At 62.9% G+C, this 23476-nt stretch carries 22 protein-coding genes; 11 read left to right on the forward strand and 11 right to left on the reverse strand.

Annotated elements, in window-relative coordinates:
- Positions 1-222 precede the first annotated feature (222 nt).
- From tcyN to tcyJ, 3 genes are read right to left on the reverse strand one after another with little or no spacing between them, the layout of a single operon-like run.
- Positions 223-981 (reverse strand): L-cystine ABC transporter ATP-binding protein TcyN, encoded by a 759-nt coding sequence (gene tcyN / locus NY023_RS01080; RefSeq protein WP_013970435.1) that lies wholly within the window; start codon positions 979-981, stop codon positions 223-225.
- A gap of 2 nt (positions 982-983) precedes the next feature.
- Positions 984-1652: a cystine ABC transporter permease gene (gene tcyL, locus NY023_RS01085; protein WP_013970436.1), complete on the reverse strand. Its 669-nt coding sequence runs from the start codon at positions 1650-1652 to the stop codon at positions 984-986.
- Positions 1649-2443, reverse strand: a complete 795-nt coding sequence (tcyJ, locus tag NY023_RS01090; protein ID WP_013970437.1) for a cystine ABC transporter substrate-binding protein — start codon at positions 2441-2443, stop codon at positions 1649-1651. The genes tcyL and tcyJ overlap by 4 nt, the downstream gene beginning before the upstream one ends.
- A gap of 390 nt (positions 2444-2833) precedes the next feature.
- On the opposite strand from tcyJ, the gene epsC reads away from it, so the two are divergent.
- On the forward strand, positions 2834-3766 hold the full coding sequence (gene epsC / locus NY023_RS01095) for a serine O-acetyltransferase EpsC (RefSeq protein ID WP_013970438.1): 933 nt from the start codon (positions 2834-2836) through the stop codon (positions 3764-3766).
- 322 nt (positions 3767-4088) lie between these two features.
- A complete protein-coding gene (gene betT / locus NY023_RS01100) occupies positions 4089-6050 on the forward strand; it encodes a choline transporter BetT (protein WP_164842874.1) in 1962 nt (653 codons plus the stop codon).
- Between the two features lie 126 nt (positions 6051-6176).
- On the opposite strand, the gene tauD is transcribed toward betT, so the two are convergent.
- The 4 genes from tauD to tauA are packed head-to-tail and all read right to left on the reverse strand — an operon-like array spanning position 6177 to position 9682.
- On the reverse strand, positions 6177-7010 hold the full coding sequence (gene tauD, locus NY023_RS01105; protein ID WP_015268590.1) for a taurine dioxygenase: 834 nt from the start codon (positions 7008-7010) through the stop codon (positions 6177-6179).
- 48 nt (positions 7011-7058) lie between these two features.
- Positions 7059-7898, reverse strand: coding sequence for a taurine ABC transporter permease TauC (tauC, locus tag NY023_RS01110; RefSeq protein ID WP_013970441.1), 840 nt, complete (start codon positions 7896-7898; stop codon positions 7059-7061).
- Positions 7895-8683, reverse strand: a complete 789-nt coding sequence (gene tauB, locus NY023_RS01115; RefSeq protein WP_013970442.1) for a taurine ABC transporter ATP-binding subunit — start codon at positions 8681-8683, stop codon at positions 7895-7897. The genes tauC and tauB overlap by 4 nt, the downstream gene beginning before the upstream one ends.
- Positions 8684-8710: 27 nt before the next feature.
- On the reverse strand, positions 8711-9682 hold the full coding sequence (gene tauA / locus NY023_RS01120; RefSeq protein ID WP_013970443.1) for a taurine ABC transporter substrate-binding protein: 972 nt from the start codon (positions 9680-9682) through the stop codon (positions 8711-8713).
- 508 nt (positions 9683-10190) lie between these two features.
- Between tauA and NY023_RS01125 the strand changes: the two genes are divergently transcribed.
- From NY023_RS01125 to NY023_RS01160, 8 genes are all read left to right on the forward strand, one after another.
- Positions 10191-11525 carry an OprD family porin gene (locus tag NY023_RS01125; protein ID WP_013970444.1) on the forward strand — a complete coding sequence of 445 codons (1335 nt, stop codon included), beginning with the start codon at positions 10191-10193 and terminating at the stop codon, positions 11523-11525.
- Between the two features lie 165 nt (positions 11526-11690).
- On the forward strand, positions 11691-12329 hold the full coding sequence (locus NY023_RS01130) for a peroxiredoxin (protein WP_013970445.1): 639 nt from the start codon (positions 11691-11693) through the stop codon (positions 12327-12329).
- 288 nt (positions 12330-12617) lie between these two features.
- On the forward strand, positions 12618-13211 hold the full coding sequence (gene ssuE / locus NY023_RS01135) for an NADPH-dependent FMN reductase (protein WP_024087992.1): 594 nt from the start codon (positions 12618-12620) through the stop codon (positions 13209-13211).
- 84 nt (positions 13212-13295) lie between these two features.
- Positions 13296-14261: a sulfonate ABC transporter substrate-binding protein gene (locus tag NY023_RS01140; protein ID WP_023660886.1), complete on the forward strand. Its 966-nt coding sequence runs from the start codon at positions 13296-13298 to the stop codon at positions 14259-14261.
- 59 nt (positions 14262-14320) lie between these two features.
- Complete coding sequence (gene ssuD / locus NY023_RS01145; protein ID WP_013970448.1) at positions 14321-15469, forward strand: FMNH2-dependent alkanesulfonate monooxygenase; 1149 nt, start codon at positions 14321-14323, stop codon at positions 15467-15469.
- Positions 15470-15479: 10 nt separating this feature from the next.
- Positions 15480-16277 carry an aliphatic sulfonate ABC transporter permease SsuC gene (gene ssuC, locus NY023_RS01150; RefSeq protein ID WP_013970449.1) on the forward strand — a complete coding sequence of 266 codons (798 nt, stop codon included), beginning with the start codon at positions 15480-15482 and terminating at the stop codon, positions 16275-16277.
- Entirely contained in the window at positions 16274-17086 is an 813-nt protein-coding gene (ssuB, locus tag NY023_RS01155) for an aliphatic sulfonates ABC transporter ATP-binding protein (protein ID WP_013970450.1), read from the forward strand. The genes ssuC and ssuB overlap by 4 nt, the downstream gene beginning before the upstream one ends.
- 40 nt (positions 17087-17126) lie before the next feature.
- The gene (locus NY023_RS01160) at positions 17127-17342 is read left to right on the forward strand and encodes a molybdopterin-binding protein (RefSeq protein ID WP_003255829.1); all 216 of its coding nucleotides are present in this window, start codon (positions 17127-17129) and stop codon (positions 17340-17342) included.
- Between the two features lie 97 nt (positions 17343-17439).
- On the opposite strand, the gene NY023_RS01165 is transcribed toward NY023_RS01160, so the two are convergent.
- From NY023_RS01165 to NY023_RS01180, 4 genes are all read right to left on the reverse strand, one after another.
- Complete coding sequence (locus NY023_RS01165; protein WP_013970451.1) at positions 17440-18072, reverse strand: TetR/AcrR family transcriptional regulator; 633 nt, start codon at positions 18070-18072, stop codon at positions 17440-17442.
- A complete protein-coding gene (gshA, locus tag NY023_RS01170) occupies positions 18072-19649 on the reverse strand; it encodes a glutamate--cysteine ligase (protein ID WP_024087993.1) in 1578 nt (525 codons plus the stop codon). The genes NY023_RS01165 and gshA overlap by 1 nt, the downstream gene beginning before the upstream one ends.
- Positions 19650-19802: 153 nt before the next feature.
- Positions 19803-20186 (reverse strand): PaaI family thioesterase, encoded by a 384-nt coding sequence (locus NY023_RS01175; protein ID WP_003257433.1) that lies wholly within the window; start codon positions 20184-20186, stop codon positions 19803-19805.
- Entirely contained in the window at positions 20186-22510 is a 2325-nt protein-coding gene (locus tag NY023_RS01180) for a Tex family protein (RefSeq protein ID WP_013970453.1), read from the reverse strand. The genes NY023_RS01175 and NY023_RS01180 overlap by 1 nt, the downstream gene beginning before the upstream one ends.
- 217 nt (positions 22511-22727) lie before the next feature.
- Here NY023_RS01180 and ompR point away from each other — a divergent pair, with 217 nt between their 5' ends.
- On the forward strand, positions 22728-23468 hold the full coding sequence (gene ompR / locus NY023_RS01185; protein WP_012270052.1) for a two-component system response regulator OmpR: 741 nt from the start codon (positions 22728-22730) through the stop codon (positions 23466-23468).
- Positions 23469-23476 lie beyond the last annotated feature (8 nt).

Below are 23476 nucleotides of genomic sequence, written 5' to 3' on the forward strand. Positions count from 1 at the left end.
TAGTGTTGAAGCACTTGAAGGGTCACCCAGAGGCGCTGGCTTGTGTCTTTCGTCGGTCTGAGCCCGGAAGCATTCTTTATCGGCGCTTGGGTGAAAAGGGAGGAGGGGCGAGATCTCCCACGGTCTGTACTGCGCTAACAGTCAGAAGCTGGCTTTGTCCCTCCTCCTCCCTTCAAGTCTAACCATACAAGCTGGCTTGCCGGCGATAGGGCCAGTGCAGGTTTACTCGGAGGCAGCAGTCCCCAGGAACTTGCGCAAGAACTGCCGGGTACGCTCTTCCTTCGGCGCCGCAAACAGCGCCTTGGCCTCGCCCTGTTCCACGATCACGCCCTTGTCGAAGAAGATCACCCGGTTCGCCACATCCCGGGCAAAGCTCATCTCGTGGGTAACGATGATCATTGTGCGCTTCTCCTCGGCCAGGCCGCGGATGGTCGCCAGCACTTCACCCACCAGTTCGGGGTCCAGCGCCGAGGTCGGCTCGTCGAACAGGATCACCTCCGGCTCCATTGCCAAGGCGCGGGCGATGGCCACCCGTTGTTGCTGGCCACCGGACAGGCGCCGCGGGTAGGCGTCTTCCTTGCCGGCCAGGCCGACCTTGGCCAGCAGGCGCCGGCCCAGTTCGATCGCCTGCTCGCGGGGTGTCTTCTTGACGATCACCGGCCCCTCGATCACGTTTTCCAGGGCGGTGCGATGAGGGAACAGGTTGAAGTTCTGGAACACGAACCCGGCCTGCTGGCGCAAGCGGCGAATCGCACTTTGCTGCCCACCCAGCGGGCGGTTGGCGTCGATGCTGATATCGCCGATCTGAATCTGCCCGGCATCGGGTGTTTCCAGCAGGTTCAGGCAACGCAGGAAGGTTGTCTTGCCCGAGCCGCTGGGGCCGATGATGGCCACCACTTCGCCGGGTTGTACGGTCAGGTCGATACCGTTGAGCACGGTCTGGCCTTTGAACCGCTTGGTCAGGCCTTTGACTTCAATCATGCTCAATGCTCCTGGTCATGCTGGTTGACTCGCGCTTCCATGCGGTTCTGGAAGTGCGCGAGGATGCTGCACAACACCCAGTAGATGACCGCTACCGCCACGTACATAGTGAACACTTCGAAGGTGCGTGCGGTGATCAGCTGGGCCTGGCGGAACAGCTCGGGCACCTGGATGGTTGCCGCCAGGGCAGTGTCCTTGACCAGCGAGATGAAGCTGTTGCCCAACGGCGGCAGTGCGGTGCGCAAGGCCTGGGGCAGGATCGCCCGGCGCATGGCCTGGACGCGGGTCATGCCGATACTGGCGGCGGCTTCCCACTGGCCATGGTCGATCGAGGAAATCGCCGCGCGCAGGATTTCGCAGATGTAGGCGGCCATGTTCAGCGACAGGCCGATCAGCGAAGCCGGGATCGGGTCGAGTTCGATGCCGATCTGCGGCATGCCGAAGTAGATGACGAACAGCTGCACCAGCAGCGGCGTGCCGCGGAAGAACGACACGTAGACCCGCGCCAGCCAGTTCAGGGGCAATATCTTCGACAACCGCATCAGTGCCAGGGCAAAGCCCAGCACCAGGCCGAAGAACATGCCGCCAACACTGAGCAGCACTGTATAGCCCGCGCCCTTCAGCAGGAAGGGCGCGGAGTCGACAACGAGTTGCAGGCTTTCAGCGATCATTTGGTGACATCGGCACCGAAGTATTTCTCGGACAGCTTGGCCAGCGTGCCGTCAGCCTTGAGCTTGTCCAGCGCCTTGTTGATCGCTGCCAGCAGTTCCGGCTCGCCCTTGCGCAGGGCCACGCCGCTTTCCAGGCGCGAGAAGGCATCGCCGGCCAGTTCGGTGTCCTTGGCTTTTTGCGCGTATTCCAGCGCGGCCAGGCGGTCGATCAGGATGGCGTCGATACGGCCGTTGCGCAGGTCGGCGAACTTGCTCGGGTCGTCTTCATAGGTGCGCACATCGGCTTGTGGCACGTCCTTCTTGACCCATTGCTCGTAGTTGGTGCCCAGGCCTACACCGACCTTCTTGCCTGCCAGGTCTGCGGCCTTGTGGATGTTCAGCTGCTCGGCCTTCTTCTTCAGGATCAGCGCCTGGATGCCGGAGATGGTGTAAGGCTCGGAGAAGTCATACTTCTTCTTGCGCTCTTCGGAAATGGTCACCTGGTTGATCACCACGTCCAGGCGCTTGGATTCCAGTGCGGCGAGGATGCCGTCCCACTTGGTCGGCTGCACCTTGGCATTTACCCCCAGCTCCTTGGCCAGCAGCTCGGACAGTTCCACTTCGAAGCCGGTCAGCTTGCCGTTTTCGTCCTGGAAGCTGAACGGTGGGTAGGTGCCTTCGAGGCCGACGTTGATCACGCCTTTTTCCTGGATGGTCTTCAGCTGCTCGCCAGCGAAGGCCTGACTGAGCAGGCCGGCACCCAGCAGGAGTGCCAGGCTGGCGTTGAGTAGCGGTTTGGCGAATTTCGACATTTCAGAGCCCCGCGCTTGTTGTGTAAGTAGTGGGTGGCGACTATAGGGTCGGCTGCTTAGGCCAGGAAATACTAAAAAATTATTTTGTTATTTCCTTTTGGTTTTTGCCAGGTGCTGGCTGCATTGAGGGTAGGCGAGGTTGCCTGCTCCGTCATCGCGGCTTATGCCTGACTTAGCGCAGGATGGAATAAAGCGTTGTTTTTTCCAAGGGATGGATTTGCCGTAGAGTGAATTGCATGTAGGCAGGTCCGGCCTCTTCGCGGGTAAACCCGCTCCTACAGAGACCGCACAGGCATCGAAACCTGTGCAGTCCCTGTAGGAGCGGGTTTACCCGCGAAGAGGCCTGGCCTGGCGATAAAAATAGTTGGCCTCTTCAGGCAGGAGAAAACCGTGAGCGAACAACCTTCATCCGGGCACTGGCAGTTGCAGAGCATCGTCACCGGCCTGCGCGGCGCCCGTGAACAATGGCGCACCCGCAATGGCCGCAGCAGCGGCGAGCAGGGCGGGCGTGAGCTGCCTTCGCGCGAAGCGATGCGGCACATCCTGGAGCAACTGTGCGGCGCACTGTTCCCCATGCGCCTTGGCCCGGTCGACCTGCGCGAAGAAAGCGAAGACTTCTACGTCGGCCATACGCTGGATGCCGCCCTGACCGCCTTGCTGGCCCAGGCCCGCCTGGAGCTGCGCTACGCCGCACGACAACGCAAGGGCGAACTGGCCGGCGTCGATGCCCATGCGCTGAGCCTGGTGCAGGGATTCGCCGCCGCCCTGCCGGGGCTGCGCGTGCTGCTGGACACAGACGTGCTGGCCGCCTATCACGGCGACCCGGCTGCGCGCAGTGTCGATGAAGTGCTGCTGTGCTACCCGGGCATCCTGGCGATCATCCACCATCGCCTGGCGCACCATCTGTACCAGGCCGGCCTGCCGCTGCTGGCGCGGATCAGCTCGGAGCTGGCGCATTCGGCCACTGGGATCGATATTCACCCCGGGGCGCAGATCGGCCCGAGCTTCTTCATCGACCACGGTACCGGCGTGGTGATCGGCGAAACCGCGATCATCGGCGAGCGTGTGCGCATCTACCAGGCGGTGACCCTGGGCGCCAAGCGCTTCCCCAGCGATGAATCGGGCACCCTGCACAAGGGCCTGCCACGCCACCCGATCGTCGAGGACGATGTGGTGATCTATGCGGGGGCCACGGTGCTGGGGCGGATCACCATCGGCAAAGGCTCGACCATTGGCGGTAATGTGTGGCTGACCCGCAGTGTGCCGGCCGAAAGCAACATTACCCAGGCCAACCTGCAGCTGGATTGCCAGGACAAGAACTGATCTGGCATTTCATTGGCCTGTACCGGCCACTTCGCGGGTAAACCCGTTCCCACAGATTCTGCATCTTGTGCAGTACCTGTAGGAGCGGGTTTACCCGCGAAAGGGCCGGAACATGAGGGCACCAATCAGCGCCCCAATTCGCATTGAAATCCGATCCATGTTTAACTTGAACGCTTGTTCAATGAAAAAACGCTGGTCCGCTGCCGGTGTTCAACAGGAGGATTCCTTTGCTGAACCCGTTCATTCCGAGCCTTACGTCATTCGACGAGGTGCGCCCCCAATGAGTGCACCGACCCCTTCCCTTGCCAATGGCAAGATCCGCATGAACCCCCCGGTGTTCTATTTCGCGGCAAGTTTCATCCTCATCTTCGGCCTCGTGGTCATTTCCTATCCGCAAGCAGCAGGCGACTGGTTGCTGGCGGCGCAGAACTGGGCGGCCAACACGGTCGGCTGGTACTACATGCTGGCGATGACGCTGTATCTGGTCTTCGTGGTGGTCACCGCCTTGTCCGGCTACGGCAAGATCAAGCTCGGTGCCGACCACGACGAACCCGAGTTCAGCTACCTGTCGTGGGCCGGCATGCTGTTCGCCGCCGGCATCAGCATCACCTTGTTCTTCTTCTGCGTGTCCGAACCCCTGACCCACATGCTGCAGCCGCCCCAGGGCGAAGCGGGCACGGCCGAGGCCGGGCGTCAGGCGATGCAGATCCTGTTTCTGCACTGGGGCCTGCATGGCTGGGGGGTGTTCGCCTTCGTCGGCATGGCCCTGGCCTACTTCGCCTATCGGCACAACCTGCCGCTGGCCTTGCGATCGGCGTTGTACCCGCTGATCGGCAAGCGCATCAACGGGCCGATCGGTTATGCAGTGGACGGCTTCGGCATCATCGCAACGGTGTTCGGCCTGGGTGCCGATATGGGTTTTGGCGTGCTGCACCTGAACGCCGGCCTCGACTACCTGTTCGGCATCGATCACAGCCAGTGGGTGCAGGTACTGCTCATCACCCTGATGATGGGCGCGGCGGTGGCCGTGGCCGTGGCCGGGGTGGAGAAGGGGGTGCGGGTGATGAGCGACATCAACCTGTTCCTGGCCTGCGCGCTGCTGCTGTTCGTATTGTTCGCCGGGCCTACCCAGCACCTGTTCAACACGCTGATCCAGAACCTCGGCGATTACCTGGGTGCCTTGCCGCGCAAGAGCTTCGACGTTTATGCCTACGGCGAGAACCGCGACTGGCTGGGCGGTTGGACGGTGTTCTACTGGGCCTGGTGGATTGCCTGGGCGCCGTTCGTGGGCCTGTTCATCGCCCGCATCTCCCGTGGCCGCACCATTCGCGAGTTCGTCTTTGGCGTGCTATTGATTCCGCTGGGCTTCACCTTGGCGTGGATGTCGATCTTCGGCAACAGTGCCCTGGACCAAGTCATCAACCACGGCATGACAGCGTTGGGCCAGTCGGCGCTGGATAACCCGTCGATGAGCCTGTACCTGCTGCTGGAGACCTACCCCTGGAGCAAGACGGTGATCGCCGTGACGGTGTTCATCAGCTTTGTGTTCTTCGTCACCTCGGCCGATTCGGGCACCGTGGTGCTGTCGACCTTGTCGGCCAAGGGCGGTGATGCGGACGAGGATGGGCCGAACTGGCTGCGTATCTTCTGGGGGGCGATGACCGCGCTGATCACCAGCGCGCTGCTGTTCGCCGGAAGCATCGACTCGCTGAAGTCGGCGGTGGTGCTGACCTCATTGCCGTTCTCGCTGATCCTGCTGTGCATGATGTGGGGGCTGCACAAGGCGTTCTACCTGGAGTCGCAACGGCAGATCGCGCAGATGCATTCGCTGGCCCCGTTCGCCCAGTCACGCCGCGGCCGTGGCGGCTGGCGCCAGCGCCTGAGCCAGGCGGTGCACTTCCCGTCGCGTGATGAGGTGTACCGCTTCATGGACGACGTGGTGCGCCCGGCAATTGCCGATGTGCGTGAAGTGTTCGAGCAGAAGGGCCTGGTGCTGATTACCCAGGACGACCCGAGCCACGACAACGTCAGCCTGAAGATTGGCCATGGCGAGGAGCAGCCGTTCATTTACCAGGTGCAGATGCGTGGCTATTTCACGCCATCGTTCGCCCTGGCTGGGCTGGGTACCCAGGAGTTGAAGAACCGCCGTTACTACCGGGCGGAGGTGCACCTGAGCGAAGGCAGCCAGAACTATGACCTGGTGGGCTACAGCAAGGAGCAGATCATCAACGACATCCTCGACCAGTACGAAAGGCACATGCAGTTTCTGCATCTGGTCAGGTAATAACCTGTACCGGCCTCTTCGCGGGTAAACCCGCTCCCACAGGTATAACACTGGCTTCAATACCGGTGCGGTACCTGTGGGAGCGGGTTTACCCGCGAAGAGGCCGGCACTGCTGATGCATCTCTATCAGAAGGGCGCATCCCCGAGGATGGTCGCCCGATGCATCACCCGCCGGTTCGGCCGGTAGTCATCCACCGCAAAATGCTGGGTCACGCGGTTGTCCCAGAACGCCACGTCATTCTCCTGCCACCGCCAGCGAATGCTGAACTCCGGCCGCGTCGCATGGGCGAACAGCAGTTTCAACAGTGCCTCGCTTTCCAGTTCGCCCAGCTCATTGATGCGCGTGGTGAACCCCTCATTGACGAACAGCGCCTTGCGCCCGCTCACCGGATGCGTGCGCACCACCGGGTGCGACAGCGGCGGGTTGTTCCGCCGGGTTGCTTCCCAGCGCGCCAGGTCTTCCGGCGTGGTACCAAAGCGCTCCAGCGGGAACGACTTGGTGAAGTCATGGGTGGCTGTCAGCCCGTCGAGCATCTCGCGCAGCGGCGCCGACAAGGCTTCGAAGGCAGCGATGCCGCTGGCCCAAAGGGTGTCGCCGCCGTAGGCCGGCAACTGCTTGGCGCTGAGTACCGCGCCCAGGGCCGGGGTCGGCAGGAAGGTCACATCGGTGTGCCACACGGCGTTGTCGCGCACATCGGTCACCGCCGTGTCGAGGATAAGCACCTGCGGGGTTTCCGGCACGTTGGGGTAGATAGGGTGGATGTGCAGGTCGCCGAAGCGGGCGGCAAACCGCGCCTGCTGCTGCGGGTTGATCGGCTGGTCGCGGAAGAACAGCACCTGGTGCTGCAGCAGTGCCTGCTCGATGGCGTCTCGTTCTTCGACGGTGATATCGCGGCTGATGTCCACGCCGCTGATCTGGGCGCCGAGCGCCGGGCTGAGGGGGGTGATGGTCAGGCTCATGTCGGTCTCTTCAATCAGGCGCCAGGCTGCTGGCGTGGTCAACAGGATTCAGTGGTTCTGCCCGTGCCAAGGCACCAGTTTGCGTTGCAGGGCACGCAGGCTCATTTCCAGTGCGAAGGCGATCAGGGCGATCAGCAAAATCCCCAGCACCACCACATCGGTAACCAGGAACTGCGCCGCCGACTGCACCATGAAGCCCAGGCCGCTGGTGGCGGCGATCAGCTCGGCGGCCACCAGGGTCGACCAGCCAACCCCCAGGCCAATGCGGATGCCGGTGAGGATGTCGGGCAGGGCGCTGGGCAGGATCACGTGGCGGATCAGCTGGGCCTTGGTCGCGCCCAGTGACTGCGCTGCACGCAGTTTGGCCGGGTCGACAGTGCGCACGCCGGTAGCGGTGGCAATGGCGATGGGGGCGAAGATTGCCAGATAGATCAGCAGCACCTTGGACAGCTCGCCGATGCCGCACCAGATGACGATGAGCGGCAGGTAGGCCAGCGGCGGGATCGGCCGGTAGAACTCGATCAGCGGGTCGAGAATGCCGCGGGCCACGCGGTTGTAGCCGATGGCGATACCCACCGGGATGGCGGTGAGGGTGGCGGCAAGGAGGGCCACGCCGATGCGCCCCAGGCTGGCACCCAGGTGCTGCCACAGGCTGGCATCCATATAGCCTTGGGTCAGCAGGGTCCCGGCCTTGGCCAGGATGTCGGCGGGCGAGGGCAGGAATAGCGGCTCGATCCAGCCGACCGCGGTCACCAGCCACCAGGCCAACAGCAGGCTGGCCAGGGTCAGAGTGCTGATCCAGCGGGTGGGCAGGGGGCGGCGCAGCTTGGTGGCTGGCCGGGGTTGGGTATTGCGCTTGCCGGTGACCGGCAGGTCCAGGCTGCTCATGCGCGCTCCTGCAGGCTTTGGCGTTGAGAGAACACCCGCGCAAGTACGTGCTCGCGGGTTTCGATAAAAGCCGGGTCGGACTTGATGGCCCGCGCCGATTCACCCGCTGCGTAGCGCTGGGCGAAGTCCAGTTGCAGGCGCTCCACCACGCGCCCCGGGTTGGGCGCCAGCAGTACCAGTTCACTGGCGAGGAACACGGCTTCTTCGATGTCGTGGGTAATCAGGAACACCGGCTTGGCGGTGCGTTGCCATACCTGCAGCAACAACTCCTGCATCTGCTCGCGGGTGAAGGCATCAAGTGCGCCGAACGGTTCGTCCATCAGCAACACTCGTGGATCGGCTGCCAACGCCCGGGCCAGGCCAACACGCTGCTTCTGGCCACCGGACAATTGCCAGATACGCCGTTCGCCAAAGCCGTCGAGGTCGACCAGGGCCAGCATTTCGCGGGCCTTGGCCTCACGCTCGGCGCGTGGCACGCCGGCCAGTTCCAGGCCGAATGCGACGTTGCCCAGCACGTTCTGCCAGGGCAGCAGCGCATCGTCCTGGAACACTACGCCGCGCTCGGCGCCGGGGCCCTGGACGGGCACGCCGTCCAGGGTGATGCGCCCGCCGCTGGGGGCGACGAAGCCTGCGATGAGGTTGAGCAGCGAGGTCTTGCCACTGCCGGAAGGACCCAGGGCCACCAGCAGTTGGCGCGGCCCCAGGCTCAGGTTGATGTCGGCCAGTACCGGGGTTTCGGCACCGGGGTACTGTGCGCTGATGCGCTCCAGTTCGAGCAAGGCCATGGCAGGCTCCGGTCGGTTTCTACAGGCTTAGTTGGGGAGGTACTTGGCGCTGACGTAGGGCGAGTAGTCCGGCAGCACCGCGTCGACCTTGCCTTGCTGCTTGAGGAAGGTGGCCGTGTCGGTCAGCGCCTGGGTGGTCGATGCACCCAGTGCATTGGCCTGGTCGACGGCAAGTGGGTACACGTTGCCCTGCAGCAGCACCGGGATGTCGGCAGGCTTGGCGCCCGAAAGTTTGGCCAGCTTGCTCACGTTGTCGGGGTTCGCCAGCCAGGCTTGCGGGTTCTTGCGGTAGTCGGCGTAGGCGTCGAGGGTGACCTTGGCGAAGGCCTTGACCACGTCGGGGTGCTTGGCGGCGAAGTCCTTGCGCACGATCCATGCGTCGAAGGTCGGTGCGCCTTTCTCGGCCAGCTCGCCGGAGGTGATCAGCACCTTGCCGTTTTCCTTGGCCACACCCAGGGCCGGGTCCCAGACGTAGGTGGCATCGATGTCGCCGCGCTTCCAGGCGGCAATGATTGCCGGTGGCGCCAGGTTGAGGATCTGCACCTTGGCCGGGTCGATGTTCCAGCTCTTCAGCGCGGCCAGCAGGCTGTAGTGGCCAGTGGAGACGAAAGGCACGGCGACTTTCTTGCCGACCAGGTCTTGCGGAGTCTTGATGCTGTCGCGGGCGACCAGTGCTTCACCGGCGCCAATCTGCGTGGCGATCAGGAAGGTCTCGACCGGCAGCTTGCGGGAGGCTGCGGCGGCCAGCGGGCTGGAGCCCAGGTAGCCGATCTGCACATCGCCGCTGGCTACGGCGGTGATCACGTCGGCGCCGTTATCGAATTTGCGCCAGTCGATGCTGGCCTTGCTGGCTTTTTCGTAATCGCCATCGACCTGCGCCACCTTGGCCGGGTCGACGGTGGTCTGGTAGGCCACGGTCAGGTCAGCAGCCTGGGCCAACCAGCTGGCGCTGGCGAGGGTCAGGGCGGCGAACAGGCGCAGCGGGGCGTGCGGGATCATGGTGAACCTCTCGTCAGGCAATCGGTGTGGTGGATGACGAGAAGGCTAATTGATCTAAGAAATGTAAAATAAATAACTTTTTTGCATTAGCTTAGGAGCCAATGGTTTGAGACGCGTTAACAGGGAAACGCTGTGATTTCGCTCAATGATGAAATCCGAGAGTGCTGCTAGGCTTTTTTGTCCCGATAGAACGATACGGAATTAGGTTATGAGCAAACGTTTGCAAATAACCATTGGTTATGATGAGTGGGCTGCTTCTAACGAATAGCAGTAACAATTCCTAACATATTCCTTAAAAATCTTACCAATTCATAAAACGGTCATTTTGGATTTATAGGATTGTCATTATCCTGTAGCGCAGCTGGCGTCTTAGACCAAAGTCGCGAAACGTTTAGAAACGATTGACTTTACGGTCACCCTTTGGGACTAAATCGCCAATCCACGGTGAGCGGGGCAGCAGATCCCGCCACCAGAGATACACAAGAATTAGAACGTAGAGGAGCAAAACATGTACAAGTCCAGCCTGGCCCTGGCCGTGGCACTGGGGGTTCTCGCCCAACAAGCAGGCGCTGCCGGTTTCGTTGAAGACAGCAAGCTGTCGCTCAGCTCGCGCACCATGTACTTCAACGATGACAACCGCGAAAGCGGTATCGACCAGAAAGAAAGCGGTCAGGGCTTCAAGCTCGACTACCTGTCTGGTTTCACCGAAGGCACCGTAGGTTTTGGTGTCGACGTCCAGGCTTTGTGGGGCATTCACCTGGATGGTGGCCGTGGTAGCCGTCCAGATGCCAACAACACCTTCTTCCCAAGCGACTCCGATGGTTCGGCAGTTCACGACTGGGCACGCATTGGTGGTAACGCCAAGGCTCGCTTCTCCAAGACCGAGGTCCACTACGGTAGCGCCCTGGCGCCTATGCTGCCGATCCTGGTCTCCAACGACGGCCGTCTGCTGCCGCAGACCTTCGAGGGTGGCACCCTCCAGTCGAAGGAAATCGACAACCTGACCCTCAACGCAGGTCAACTGACCCACGCCATGGGTCGTGCTTCGAGCAACCGTACCGGTCTTTCCGTTTCTGGCGCCTTCCGCGACAGCAACAAGTTCCAGTTCGCCGGTGGTGACTACAAGCTCACTCCCGACCTGACCCTGCAGTACTACTACTCGAACCTGGAAGACTTCTACAAGCAGCACTTCCTGGGTGCTACCCACGTCTTCAAGATCGCCGACAACCAGTCGTTCAAGACCGACCTGCGCTACTTCGATAGCCGCAGCGACGGCAAGAATGGCGAGACCGGTTACGCCTTCGACAACAACGGTGGCTACGCGAAGAACACAGGCGAGGTCGACAACAAGACCTGGAGCGCCATGTTCACCTACACCCTGGGTGGCCATGCGCTGATGGTCGGTCACCAGCAGGTAGGTGACGATGGTGGTTTCGTCTGGCTGAACCAAGGTAGTGTCCGCAAGGACGGCTCCACTTCGTCGCTGGAAGGCAATGGCGGCTCGAGCTTCTACCTGTTCACCGACAGCATGATCAACCAGTTCGCTCGTGCCGGTGAGAACACCACCTTCGGTCAGTACTCCTATGACTTCGCGTCCCTGGGCGTTCCAGGCCTGAAGGCTTCGGTGGCCTACCTGCGTGGTGACGACATCCGCAACAAGTCGGGCGACGGCAGCTACAACGAATGGGAACGTGACGCACGCGTCGACTACACCCTGCAGCAAGGCACTCTCAAAGGCCTGGGCTTCAGCCTGCGTCAGGGTGTTTACCGTGGTAGCGGCGAAAGCATCGGGGACAAAGACCAGACTCGCTTCATCGTGAACTACACTTACAACTTCCTGTAAGCCGTAGCTGAACAAGAAGCCTCGCCTAGTGCGAGGCTTTTTTGTGTCTGCAATTTCATGTGTATTTTGGTTATAAACAAATCAGTATTTATTCTTTTTATTTTTAATCGAATGCAGGCACATTGAACCCACACGGCACAGAACCCAGCACAGGAGCCGCAGCCCATGAGCCTAAAACTCGGCGATATCGCCCCCGATTTCGAACAGGATTCCAGCGAAGGCAAGATCCGCTTCCACGAGTGGCTGGGCAACAGCTGGGGGGTGTTGTTCTCTCACCCAGCCGACTTCACCCCGGTGTGCACCACCGAGCTGGGCCTTACCGCCAAGCTAAAGGACGATTTCGCCAAACGTGGGGTCAAGGCCATCGCCCTGTCGGTGGACCCGGTCGATTCGCACCACCGCTGGATCGATGACATCAACGAAACCCAGAACACCGTGGTCAACTTCCCGATCATTGCCGACGCCGACCGCAAGGTGTCCGACCTGTACGACCTGATCCACCCGAACGCCAGCGACACCCTGACCGTGCGCTCGCTGTTTGTCATCGACCCGAACAAGAAGGTGCGCCTGACCATTACCTACCCGGCCAGTACCGGGCGCAACTTCAACGAAATCTTGCGGGTGATCGACTCGCTGCAGCTGACCGACAACCACAAGGTCGCCACGCCAGGTAACTGGCAGGACGGTGACGACGTGGTAATCGTGCCCTCGCTGAAGGACGAGGAAGAGATCAAGCAGCGTTTCCCCAAAGGTTACCGGGCGGTCAAACCCTATCTGCGGCTGACCCCGCAGCCCAATCGTTAAAGGATTCCTCGTTGCATTGCTCTTAGCCAAAGCAGGGATATTCGGGCCGTTTCGACGGCCCTTTTTTATGCCTGCTGAAACTGCGTTGGCTTCTTCGCGGGCATGCCCGCTCCCACAGGAACATTGCAGGACTTGGCTTTGCTACAAAACCTGTGGGAGCGGGCGTGCCCGCGAATAGGCCCTTGAAGATAAAAACAAAAATGGAATAAATAAATGAAAAAATATGATTTCTAGATATATGCGGGGGCTGTTAATGTCACCTCCAACAGAACACAAGGAAGCGCTGCAATGCTGGTCGTCTCAATCGGTGGTAGCCCCAGTACCCGTTCACGCTCCGGCGTGCTGTTGGAGCGTTCTCGCCAGTGGCTGCAGGACCGTGGCGTCGAGGTAGTGACGTTCCAGGTGCGCGACTTTCCCGCCGAAGACCTGCTGCACGCCCGTTTCGACAGCCCGCAGGTGCAGCACTTCCAGCAGCTGGTCGCCCAGGCCGATGGCCTGATCGTCGCCACGCCGGTGTACAAGGCCTCGTTCGCCGGAGCCCTGAAAACCTTGCTCGACCTGCTGCCCGAACGCGCCCTGGCACACAAGATCGTGTTGCCTATCGCCACCGGCGGCAGCATCGCCCACATGCTGGCGGTGGATTACGCACTGAAACCCGTGCTGTCGGCACTCAAGGCGCAAGAGACCCTGCAAGGGATCTTCGCCGACGACAGCCAGGTCGCCTACGCAGAAGGCTCCAGGCCCGCGCAGCTGGTAGCGGCGCTGGAAGAACGCCTGCAGGACGCGCTGGAAACCTTCCACGTTGCACTAGCCCGCCGGCCGCGCCCCGTGGCGCCCGGCGTATTGAACGAACGCCTGATCAGCGCTCGCTGGAGCATCTGACCGGCCCAACCCGCTTCACCACCTTACTCGCCCGACAACGAGGCAAGCAGGTGCAACCCGAACCCACTCGCACAGGAGAGCGCCATGCGCACAGTCTTCTTGCGTCGCGGTCTGGTCGCCCTGTTTGCGGCGGCTGTGTCCTTCGGCGCCATCACCCAAGCCCAGGCCGAGAGCCTGCGTATCGGTTACCAGAAATACGGCACCCTGGTGCTGCTCAAAGCCAAGGGCACGCTGGAAAAGCGCCTGGCCGAGCAGGGCGTGCAGGTGCAATGGACCGAGTTCCCCGGCGGCCCGCAACTGCTTGAGGGGCTGAACGTCGGCTCCATCGATTTTGGCGTCACCGGTGAAACCCCGCCGGTGTTCGCCCAGGCCGCCGGTGCCGACCTGCTGTACGTCGCCTACGAGCCGCCAGCACCGCACAGCGAGGCGATCCTGGTGCCGAATGGCTCGCCGATCCAGTCGGTCAAAGACCTCAAGGGCAAGAAAGTCGCTCTCAACAAAGGCTCCAACGTTCACTACCTGCTGGTTCGCGCCCTGGAAGACGCCGGCCTGAAATACAGCGACATCCAGCCGGTGTACCTGCCCCCGGCCGACGCCCGCGCCGCCTTCGAGCGCGGCAGCGTGGACGCCTGGGTGATTTGGGACCCGTACCAGGCTGCCGCCGAGAAACAGCTTCAGGCTCATGCCCTGCGCGATGGCAAGGGCCTGGTCGACAACCATCAGTTCTACCTGGCCACTCGCAACTACGCGACCCAGCACCCGGCGGTGATCAACACCCTGATCGAAGAAGTGCGTGCCGTAGGTGAATGGTCCCAGGCCAACCCGCAGGAAGTGACCGACCAGGTCGCGCCGCTGCTCGGCCTGCCCGCCGATATCACCCTGACTTCGGTCAAGCGCCAAGGCTACGGTGCCGCGCCGCTCACCCCGGAAGTGGTGGCCGCGCAACAGAAGATCGCCGACACGTTCCAGGCACTGAAGCTGATTCCCAAGCCGCTGAGCATCAAGGACGTGATCTGGACTCCCCCGGCCAAGGTCGCCAGTGCGCCTTGATTGATTCGCCTGCGCCGGGGCGCCGCCCTGGCTGAGCCCCCCTTGAGGAGACAACTCCAATGAGCCTTGACATCTTCTGGTTTCTTCCTACCCACGGTGACGGCAAGTACCTGGGCACCTCCGATGGCGCCCGCGCAGTCGACCATGGCTACCTGCAGCAGATCGCCCAGGCGGCCGACCGGCTCGGCTTTGGTGGCGTGCTGATACCTACCGGGCGCTCCTGCGAGGACTCCTGGCTGGTCGCGGCATCGCTGATCCCGGTGACCCAGCGGCTGAAGTTCCTGGTCGCCCTGCGCCCCGGGATCATTTCGCCGACCGTGGCGGCACGCCAGGCAGCAACCCTTGATCGCCTGTCCAATGGCCGCGCGCTGTTCAACCTGGTGACCGGTGGCGACCCGGACGAGTTGGCCGGTGACGGCCTGCACCTGAACCATCAGGAACGTTATGAAGCCTCTGTAGAGTTCACCCGTATCTGGCGCAAGGTGCTGGAAGGCGAGGTGGTCGACTACGACGGCAAGCACATCCAGGTGAAGGGCGCCAAGCTGCTCTACCCGCCGATCCAGCAACCACGCCCGCCACTGTATTTCGGTGGTTCCTCCGAAGCCGCACAGGACCTGGCCGCCGAGCAGGTCGAGCTGTACCTGACCTGGGGCGAGCCGCCGAGTGCGGTCGCTGAAAAAATCGCCCAGGTGCGTGAGAAAGCCGCTGCTCAGGGCCGCGAAGTGCGCTTCGGCATCCGCCTGCACGTGATCGTGCGGGAAACCAACGAAGAAGCCTGGGCCGCTGCCGACAAGCTCATCTCGCACCTGGACGACGACACCATCGCTCGTGCACAGGCCTCGCTGGCGCGCTTCGACTCGGTCGGCCAGCAACGCATGGCCGCCCTGCACAACGGCAACCGTGACAAATTGGAGGTCAGCCCCAACCTGTGGGCCGGGGTCGGCCTGGTGCGTGGCGGTGCCGGTACCGCGCTGGTGGGGGATGGCCCGACCGTCGCGGCACGCGTCAAGGAATACGCCGAGCTGGGCATCGATACCTTCATCTTCTCCGGCTACCCGCACCTGGAAGAGTCGTACCGGGTGGCCGAGTTGCTGTTCCCGCACCTGGATGTGCAACGCCCGGAGCAAGCCAAGGCCGGCGGCTATGTGAGCCCGTTTGGCGAAATGGTGGCCAACGACATCCTGCCCAAGTCCGTTGCGCAGAGCTGAGGGCCAGGCCATGAGTCGTGCAACTTCCAACAACCTTGGCCAGCGCCTGGCGCCATGGGCGCTGCCGGTACTGCTGCTGGCTGCCTGGCAACTGGCGGTCAGCGCCGGCTGGCTGTCGACGCGCATCCTGCCCGCGCCCAGCGCCGTGGTCAGCGCCGGCGTCGAGCTGGTGCGCAGCGGCGAGATCTGGACCCACCTGGCCATCAGTGGCTGGCGTGCCGGGCTGGGCTTCGTCATCGGTGGCAGCATCGGCCTGGTGCTGGGTTTCATCACCGGCCTGTCGAACTGGAGCGAACGCCTGTTCGACAGCTCGGTGCAGATGATTCGCAACGTGCCGCACCTGGCGCTGATCCCGCTGGTGATCCTGTGGTTCGGTATCGACGAGTCGGCAAAGATCTTCCTGGTGGCGCTGGGCACGCTGTTCCCGATCTACCTGAACACCTATCACGGCATCCGCAACGTCGACCTTGCGCTGGTGGAAATGGCGCGTAGCTATGGCTTGTCCGGCTTCAGCCTGTTCCGCCAGGTGATCCTGCCCGGAGCATTGCCTTCGATCCTGGTAGGCGTGCGCTTTGCCCTGGGCTTCATGTGGCTGACCCTGATCGTTGCCGAAACCATTTCGGCCAATGCCGGCATCGGTTACCTGGCGATGAACGCCCGTGAGTTCCTGCAGACCGACGTGGTAGTGCTGGCCATCGTCCTGTATGCCGTGCTCGGCAAGCTTGCCGACCTCGCAGCCCGGGGCCTGGAGCGTGTGTGGCTGCGCTGGCACCCGGCCTATCAAGTGGCGAAGAAGGAGGGCGCATGACCGTACTCAAGGAACAGCCGCCACGCCTGCTGCGTGGCATCCCGCTGGCTTCCAGCGGCCTGCGCAAGACCTTTGGCCAGCGCGAAGTGCTGAAGGGGATCGAGCTGCATATTCCTGCCGGCCAGTTCGTCGCCATCGTCGGCCGTAGTGGCTGCGGCAAGAGCACCTTGCTGCGCCTGCTGGCCGGTCTCGACCAGCCCACTGCAGGCCAGTTGCTGGCCGGTGCGGCGCCGCTGGAGCAGGCCCGCGAAGAAACCCGCCTGATGTTCCAGGACGCGCGCCTGCTGCCATGGAAGAAGGTGATCGACAACGTTGGCCTGGGCCTGTCTGGCGACTGGCGCCCGCGTGCGCTGGAAGCGTTGGAGTCGGTTGGCCTGGCCGATCGCGCCAATGAATGGCCGGCGGCTCTGTCGGGTGGCCAGAAGCAGCGTGTGGCCCTGGCCCGGGCGCTGATTCACCAGCCGCGCCTGCTGCTGCTGGACGAGCCGCTCGGTGCGCTGGATGCATTGACCCGTATCGAGATGCAGCAACTGATCGAACGCCTGTGGCGTCAGCACGGCTTCACCGTGTTGCTGGTTACCCACGATGTCAGCGAGGCAGTCGCCGTGGCTGACCGGGTGATCCTGATCGAGGACGGCGAAGTCGGGCTCGACCTCACTGTCGACCTGGCACGGCCTCGGGCGCGTGGTTCGCACCGCCTGGCCGCGCTGGAAAGCGAAGTGCTCAACCGTGTTCTGTCGGCCCCGGGCGCTGCGCCCGAGCCGGATCCTGTAGCCCCTTTGCCCACGCAACTGCGTTGGGCGCACTGACTCACTTACCAGACTGAAGCCATAGAGAAGGAATCAAATCATGACCATCAAAGCCATCAACGTTCGCAACCAGTTCAAAGGCACCGTGAAGGAAATCCTGGAAGGCCCGGTACTGTCGGAAATCGACGTGCAGACTGCCTCGGGCATCGTCACTTCGGTCATCACCACCCGCTCTGTGCGTGAGCTGGAGCTGCAGGTGGGCAGTGAAGTGATTGCCTTCGTGAAATCGACTGAAGTGTCCATCGCCAAGCTGTGATGGGTGTTGGCCATGGGGCTGCTGTGCAGCCCTTCGCGGGCACGCCCGCTCCCACAGGTACTGCGCAGGTTTCATGTTTTGCGCGGCCCCAATGATCTCAGCTGGAACGCTTCGCCAGAAATGGCGGTAGATACAACCCCAGATACGCCTCGAACACTCGCTTGCCTTCCTCGGCCATGCGCGGGGTGATCGCCTCATGCAGCTGCACCGACCGCGCATACACCCGGTCACTCAATTCCATGGCCAGGGCAAACACGTCCACATCCGCCGGCATCACCGGCAGATGAAAATGCTGGCCGAACAACTTGTGCATCAAGTCGCCCAGTTCCATGTCGTGCTGCCGGTCGGCCTGCACCACTTCGCTCAGGCCATGCTGGGCCAGGATCAGTTGCCGCGCCGCCGCGTCCTCGTTATAGATATCCAGCATGCGCTGCTCGATCAGCCGTGACAGTTCGTGCCAGGTGTTGAACGCACTGCTGTCGATCGGCGCGCTCAGCGCTTCCCGGAAGGCCCGGTGCACATCGGCCGTCAACGCCTCCAGCAGCGCCGGCACGCTGGCGAAGAAGTGGTACACCGACGACGGTGGTATCTGTGCGCGCTCGGCCACGCTGTAGATCGACAGGCTCGCCACTCCCAGCTCGGCCAGTAACTCGCGTGCAGCAGCCAGGATCGCCTCGATCCTGGCCTGGCTGCTGGCGCGCGGCTTGCGCGGGGTGGCAGTGCGGGTCATCAGTTGCTGATCGCCAGGATGCTGGCCTGGTAGGCGCCGACGAACAGGTCGAAGTCGCCGACTTCCTGCTGTTCCAGGCGCGACTGCTCGGCCAGCGAGTCGCGGGCGAGGGTTTCGAAGGCCTGCTGGCGTTCGACCGGCAGTGGCTGCTCGCGGAAGGTTTCGGCGTGAATACGACTCTGGCGCAGGGCGAACTTGACGAAGCTTTCGTTATGCTCGGTCATGCGCGCCAGCACTTGGGCCGACGGGGTCAGCGAGGCGTCGTCGACCTTGGCCTGCTGGGCATCCAGGGCATTGCCGTGCTCTGCACCGCCTTGCGCCTGGTCGAGCAGATCGGCCAGTGGCCGGATACGCTCGATCAGCTCGCTGGCCCAGGTCTTCAGGCCGATCGGCTGGCCATTGCGGCGCAGTTCCAGGCCCGGGCGCCGGCCTTCCTTGACCACGGTCAGGAAGTTGTTGGTGCACTGGCCGCATTCGCCGTTGTCCAGTTGCGGGCTGTCTTCCAGCGCGCAGAACAGCAGGAACGCGTCGAGGAAGCGCGCCTCGGTCAGGTCGATGCCCACCGGCAGGAACGGGTTGATGTCCAGGCAACGCACTTCCACGTACTGCACGCCGCGCGAGGTCAGGGCCTGGATCGGCCGCTCGCCGGTGTAGGTGACGCGCTTGGGGCGAATGTTCGAGTAGTACTCGTTTTCGATCTGCAGGATGTTGGTGTTCAGCTGTACCCACTCGCCATCCACGTGCGTGCCGACTTCGACGTAAGGAGGGTAGGGCGTGCCCACCGCCTTGCGCAGGCTGTCGGTGTAGCTGGCCAGGTTGTTGTAGCACGGCGTGAGGCCGGCCTGGGCGTTGCTCTGGTAGCCCAGGTCGCTCATGCGCAGGCTGGTGGCGTAGGGCAGATACAAGGTTTCGGCATCCAGCTCTTCGAGCTGGTGCGGGCGGCCACGCAGGAAGCCTTTGTCCAGGGCCGGCGAGGCGCCGAACAAGTAAATCAGCAGCCAGCTGTAGCGGCGGAAATTACGGATCAGCGCGATATAGGCCGACGACTGGTAGTCGCGGTCGCTTTCTCTGCCGCCTTCTGCGGAGCGCAGCAACGGCCACAGCGCTTCGGGCAGCGAGAAGTTGTAATGGATACCGGCGATGCACTGCATGGTGCGGCCGTAGCGCAGGGCCAGGCCCTTGCGGTAGACATGCTTGAGCTTACCGATGTTCGAGCTGCCGTACTCGGCGATCGGGATGTCCTCCTCGGCCGGCAGCGTGCAAGGCATCGACGGGCTCCACAGGTATTCGTCGCCCAGCTTGCTGTAGACGAAACGGTGGGTCTCTTCGAGGCTTTCCAGCACCTTGGCCGGGTCGGGAAGGGCCGGGGTGATGAACTCCAGCAGCGACTCGGAATAATCGGTGGTGATCTGCTCGTTGGTCAGCGCCGATCCCAGGGCTTGCGGATGCGGGGTCTGGGCCAGGCGACCTTCGTCGGTCACGCGCAGACATTCGCGCTCAATACCGTGCAGGCACTGCTTGAGCAGGGGAAGATTGGCGCCGAGCAGGCTCAGGCGGCGGTTGAGGAGGTCGCTCAAGATGTATTCCTTCACGCGTCAGTCGCCCCAATATGGGGGTAGAGATAACGGTCTACAAGGGTAGGAAGAAAGGAACTGGCGTTGTCGCCTGGTTAACGCGGATCCAGCAGTGCCAGCGCACTGCTGAAAATACCGCAGATAATGCTTGGTGAGCTAGAGAACCGCGAAGGTTCCTTGCGCTTTCGCCACCAGCTTGTCGCCCTGAACTACGTCGGCGTCGACCACCAGGGTACGCCGCCCGGCGTGCAGCACGCGGGCGGTGCACAGCACCTCGCCGTCACTGACGGCGCGCATGTAGTTGATCTTGCACTCGATGGTGACGCTTTGCTGGTCGAAGCCATGGCTGGCCGAGCAGGCCAGGCCCATGGCGATGTCCACCAGGCTGAAGATCGCCCCGCCGTGCAGCTTCTGGCCACGGTTGCGCAAGTGTGGCTCGAGCGCCAGGGCTACCTCGGCAACACCTGTTTCCAGGCGTTGCAGGCGGCAGCCGAGGAGCTGGCTGAAGGCGCTTTCGACGTATTCGCGTGGAACGTCCATCACTTCTTCTTCAGCTGCTTGGCGTTGGCGAACAGGGCTGCCATGGCGTTGTTGGCCGGTGCAGCGGTGGCGGTTTCGCGCTGGCGCGGCGCCTGCTGCTGGCGGTTGCCGCCATTGCCACGGTTACCGCCGCGGTTGCCATCGACCTTCTCGCCAGGGGTGTCGCTCATGCGCATGGACAGGCCGACACGCTTGCGCGGGATGTCCACTTCCATGACCTTGACCTTGACCACGTCGCCGGCCTTGACCGCTTCACGCGGGTCCTTGATGAACTTCTCCGACAGCGCCGAAATGTGCACCAGGCCGTCCTGGTGCACGCCGATGTCGACGAAGGCGCCGAAGTTGGTGACGTTGGTCACCACGCCTTCGAGGATCATGCCCGGTTCCAGGTCCTTGAGGTCTTCGACGCCGTCCTGGAAGGTGGCGGTCTTGAATTCGGGGCGTGGGTCGCGGCCAGGCTTGTCCAGTTCTTGCAGGATGTCGGTGACGGTCGGCAGGCCGAAGGTTTCATCGGTAAATTTCTTCGGGTCCAGACGCTTGAGGAAGCTGCTGTCACCGATCAGCGAGCGGATGTCACGGCCGGTATCGGCGGCAATCCGTTGCACCAGCGGGTAGGCCTCGGGGTGCACCGCAGAGGCATCCAGCGGGTTGTCGCCGTTCATCACACGCAGGAAGCCGGCGGCTTGTTCAAAGGTTTTCTCACCCAGGCGGCTGACCTTTTTCAGTGCCGCGCGAGTGGCGAACGGGCCGTTGGCATCGCGGTGGGCGACGATGTTCTGCGCCAGGGTAGCGTTAAGGCCGGAGATGCGCGTCAGCAGGGCCACCGAGGCGGTGTTGACGTCCACGCCCACGGCGTTCACGCAGTCCTCGACCACGGCGTCCAGGCCGCGCGCCAGTTTCAGTTGAGACACGTCATGCTGGTACTGGCCGACACCGATGGATTTCGGGTCGATCTTCACCAGCTCGGCCAGCGGGTCCTGCAGGCGGCGGGCAATCGACACGGCGCCACGGATCGACACGTCCAGGTCCGGGAATTCGCGGGCGGCCAGTTCCGATGCGGAATACACCGAAGCGCCGGCCTCGGAAACCATGATCTTGGTGATCTTCAGCGCTGGGTACTTCTTGACCAGCTCCGCCACCAGCTTGTCGCTTTCGCGGCTGGCGGTGCCGTTACCGATGGCGATCAGCTCCACCGAGTGCTTGGCGCACAGCGCAGCCATGATCGAAATGGTGCGGTCCCAATCGTTCTTCGGCGCGTGCGGGTAGACCGTGGTGTGGTCCAGCAACTTGCCTGTGGCATCGACCACAGCGATCTTGCAGCCGGTACGCAGGCCCGGGTCGAAGCCCAGGGTGGCGCGCGGGCCGGCCGGGGCGGCCAGCAGCAGGTCGTGCAGGTTGTGGGCGAACACATTGATCGCCTCGCCTTCGGCGTTGTCGCGCAGCTCGCCGAACAGGTCGGTTTCCAGGTGGGTGTACAGCTTGACCTTCCAGGTCCAGCGCACCACTTCGCCCAGCCACTTGTCGGCCGGGCGGTTGCGGTTCTCGATGCCGACGTGGTTGCCGATCATCAGTTCGCACGGGTGCAGGGTGCCGGGCAGTTCTTCGCCGACTTTCAGCGAGGCGCTCAGCACGCCTTCGTTACGCCCGCGGAAAATTGCCAGGGCGCGGTGCGACGGGGCGTTGCGCAGCAGTTCGTCATGGGCGAAGTAGTCGCGGAACTTGGCGCCTTCCTCTTCCTTGCCAGGCACGACGCGGGCGCTGAGCACCGACTCCTGCTTGAGGAAGCTGCGCAGCTTGTCGAGCAGGGCGGCGTCTTCGGCGAAGCGCTCCATGAGGATGTACTTGGCGCCTTCCAGCGCGGCCTTGACGTCGGCCACGCCCTTGTCGGCGTTGACGAAGCGTGCGGCTTCGCTTTCCGGGGCGAGGTCTGGGTTGTTGAACAGGCAGTCGGCCAGCTCGCCGAGGCCGGCTTCCAGGGCGATCTGGCCCTTGGTGCGGCGCTTCTGCTTGTACGGCAGGTACAGGTCTTCGAGGCGGGTCTTGGTATCGGCCAGCTTGATCTCGCGGGCCAGTTCCGGGGTCAGCTTGCCCTGCTCCTCGATGCTGGCCAGGATGCTGGCACGGCGCTCGTCGAGTTCGCGCAGGTAGCGCAGGCGCTCTTCCAGATGGCGCAGCTGGGTGTCGTCCAGGCTACCGGTCACTTCCTTGCGGTAGCGGGCGATGAAGGGCACGGTCGAGCCTTCGTCCAACAGGCCCACGGCCGCCTCGACCTGCTGGGGGCGTACGCCCAGTTCCTCGGCGATACGGCTGTTGATGCTGTCCATGTAAACCACCTGACATTTGTGAATACGGGGGTCGCCTGTGGGCCTGTCGCCCGGCGGCGCTGGATGAAAGCCGCGCATTATACCCATCGCAAACGGCTTGCGGTGATGGCGCCCGGCCAGCCGGAACTGGCGCCGGGGGAAAAATCTGCTAACAATGCTCACGCAACGTGCAGCAATGGCTACGCCATAATGCGCGGCGATATCAGAGGAGTTATTCATGACCGGCACGCCAAACACCGCTGAAGGTGACAAGATTCTCATCGTCGACGACGACCCGGGGCTGAGCAGCCTGCTGGAACGTTTCTTCACCAGCAAGGGCTACCGTGCCCGTGCGGTGCCCAACACCGAGCAGATGGACCGCCTGCTGCAGCGTGAGGTGTTCAACCTGGTGGTGCTCGACCTGATGCTGCCCGGCGAGGATGGCCTGTCGGCGTGCAAGCGCCTGCGCCAGCAGAACAACCAGATCCCGATCATCATGCTCACCGCCAAGGGTGACGAGCTCAGCCGTATCAAGGGCTTGGAGCTGGGCGCAGACGACTACCTGGGCAAGCCGTTCAACCCGGACGAGCTGATGGCCCGGGTCAAGGCCGTGCTGCGCCGCCAGGCACCGAGCGTGCCGGGTGCGCCTGGTAGCGAAGACGAGTCGGTCACCTTCGGCGACTACGAGCTGTCGCTGGCCACTCGCGAACTCAAGCGTGGCGACGAAGTGCACATGCTCACCACCGGCGAGTTCGCCGTGCTCAAGGCGCTGGTGATGCACGCACGCGAGCCGCTGACCCGCGACAAGCTGATGAACCTGGCGCGTGGCCGCGAATGGGATGCGCTGGAACGCTCCATCGACGTGCAGATTTCGCGTCTGCGCCGCATGATCGAGCCGGACCCGTCCAAGCCGCGTTATATCCAGACCGTGTGGGGCGTGGGCTACGTGTTCGTGCCGGACGGAAACGCCGGTAAATGATGCCGCGC

The sequence above is a fragment of the Pseudomonas sp. NBB genome (assembly GCF_032701105.1).
GTDB lineage: Bacteria > Pseudomonadota > Gammaproteobacteria > Pseudomonadales > Pseudomonadaceae > Aquipseudomonas > Aquipseudomonas asiatica.

Excerpts from the sequence above, each read along its gene's own strand:
- tcyN (WP_013970435.1), bottom strand. The coding sequence starts at position 981 with ATGATTGAAGTCAAAGGCCTGACCAAGCGGTTCAAAGGCCAGACCGTG.
- tcyL (WP_013970436.1), bottom strand. The coding sequence starts at position 1,652 with ATGATCGCTGAAAGCCTGCAACTCGTTGTCGACTCCGCGCCCTTCCTG.
- tcyJ (WP_013970437.1), bottom strand. The coding sequence starts at position 2,443 with ATGTCGAAATTCGCCAAACCGCTACTCAACGCCAGCCTGGCACTCCTG.
- betT (WP_164842874.1), top strand. The coding sequence starts at position 4,089 with ATGAACCCCCCGGTGTTCTATTTCGCGGCAAGTTTCATCCTCATCTTC.
- tauD (WP_015268590.1), bottom strand. The coding sequence starts at position 7,010 with ATGAGCCTGACCATCACCCCCCTCAGCCCGGCGCTCGGCGCCCAGATC.
- tauC (WP_013970441.1), bottom strand. The coding sequence starts at position 7,898 with ATGAGCAGCCTGGACCTGCCGGTCACCGGCAAGCGCAATACCCAACCC.
- tauB (WP_013970442.1), bottom strand. The coding sequence starts at position 8,683 with ATGGCCTTGCTCGAACTGGAGCGCATCAGCGCACAGTACCCCGGTGCC.
- tauA (WP_013970443.1), bottom strand. The coding sequence starts at position 9,682 with ATGATCCCGCACGCCCCGCTGCGCCTGTTCGCCGCCCTGACCCTCGCC.
- NY023_RS01125 (WP_013970444.1), top strand. The coding sequence starts at position 10,191 with ATGTACAAGTCCAGCCTGGCCCTGGCCGTGGCACTGGGGGTTCTCGCC.
- NY023_RS01130 (WP_013970445.1), top strand. The coding sequence starts at position 11,691 with ATGAGCCTAAAACTCGGCGATATCGCCCCCGATTTCGAACAGGATTCC.
- ssuE (WP_024087992.1), top strand. The coding sequence starts at position 12,618 with ATGCTGGTCGTCTCAATCGGTGGTAGCCCCAGTACCCGTTCACGCTCC.
- NY023_RS01140 (WP_023660886.1), top strand. The coding sequence starts at position 13,296 with ATGCGCACAGTCTTCTTGCGTCGCGGTCTGGTCGCCCTGTTTGCGGCG.
- ssuD (WP_013970448.1), top strand. The coding sequence starts at position 14,321 with ATGAGCCTTGACATCTTCTGGTTTCTTCCTACCCACGGTGACGGCAAG.
- ssuC (WP_013970449.1), top strand. The coding sequence starts at position 15,480 with ATGAGTCGTGCAACTTCCAACAACCTTGGCCAGCGCCTGGCGCCATGG.
- ssuB (WP_013970450.1), top strand. The coding sequence starts at position 16,274 with ATGACCGTACTCAAGGAACAGCCGCCACGCCTGCTGCGTGGCATCCCG.
- NY023_RS01160 (WP_003255829.1), top strand. The coding sequence starts at position 17,127 with ATGACCATCAAAGCCATCAACGTTCGCAACCAGTTCAAAGGCACCGTG.
- NY023_RS01165 (WP_013970451.1), bottom strand. The coding sequence starts at position 18,072 with ATGACCCGCACTGCCACCCCGCGCAAGCCGCGCGCCAGCAGCCAGGCC.
- NY023_RS01175 (WP_003257433.1), bottom strand. The coding sequence starts at position 20,186 with ATGGACGTTCCACGCGAATACGTCGAAAGCGCCTTCAGCCAGCTCCTC.
- NY023_RS01180 (WP_013970453.1), bottom strand. The coding sequence starts at position 22,510 with ATGGACAGCATCAACAGCCGTATCGCCGAGGAACTGGGCGTACGCCCC.
- ompR (WP_012270052.1), top strand. The coding sequence starts at position 22,728 with ATGACCGGCACGCCAAACACCGCTGAAGGTGACAAGATTCTCATCGTC.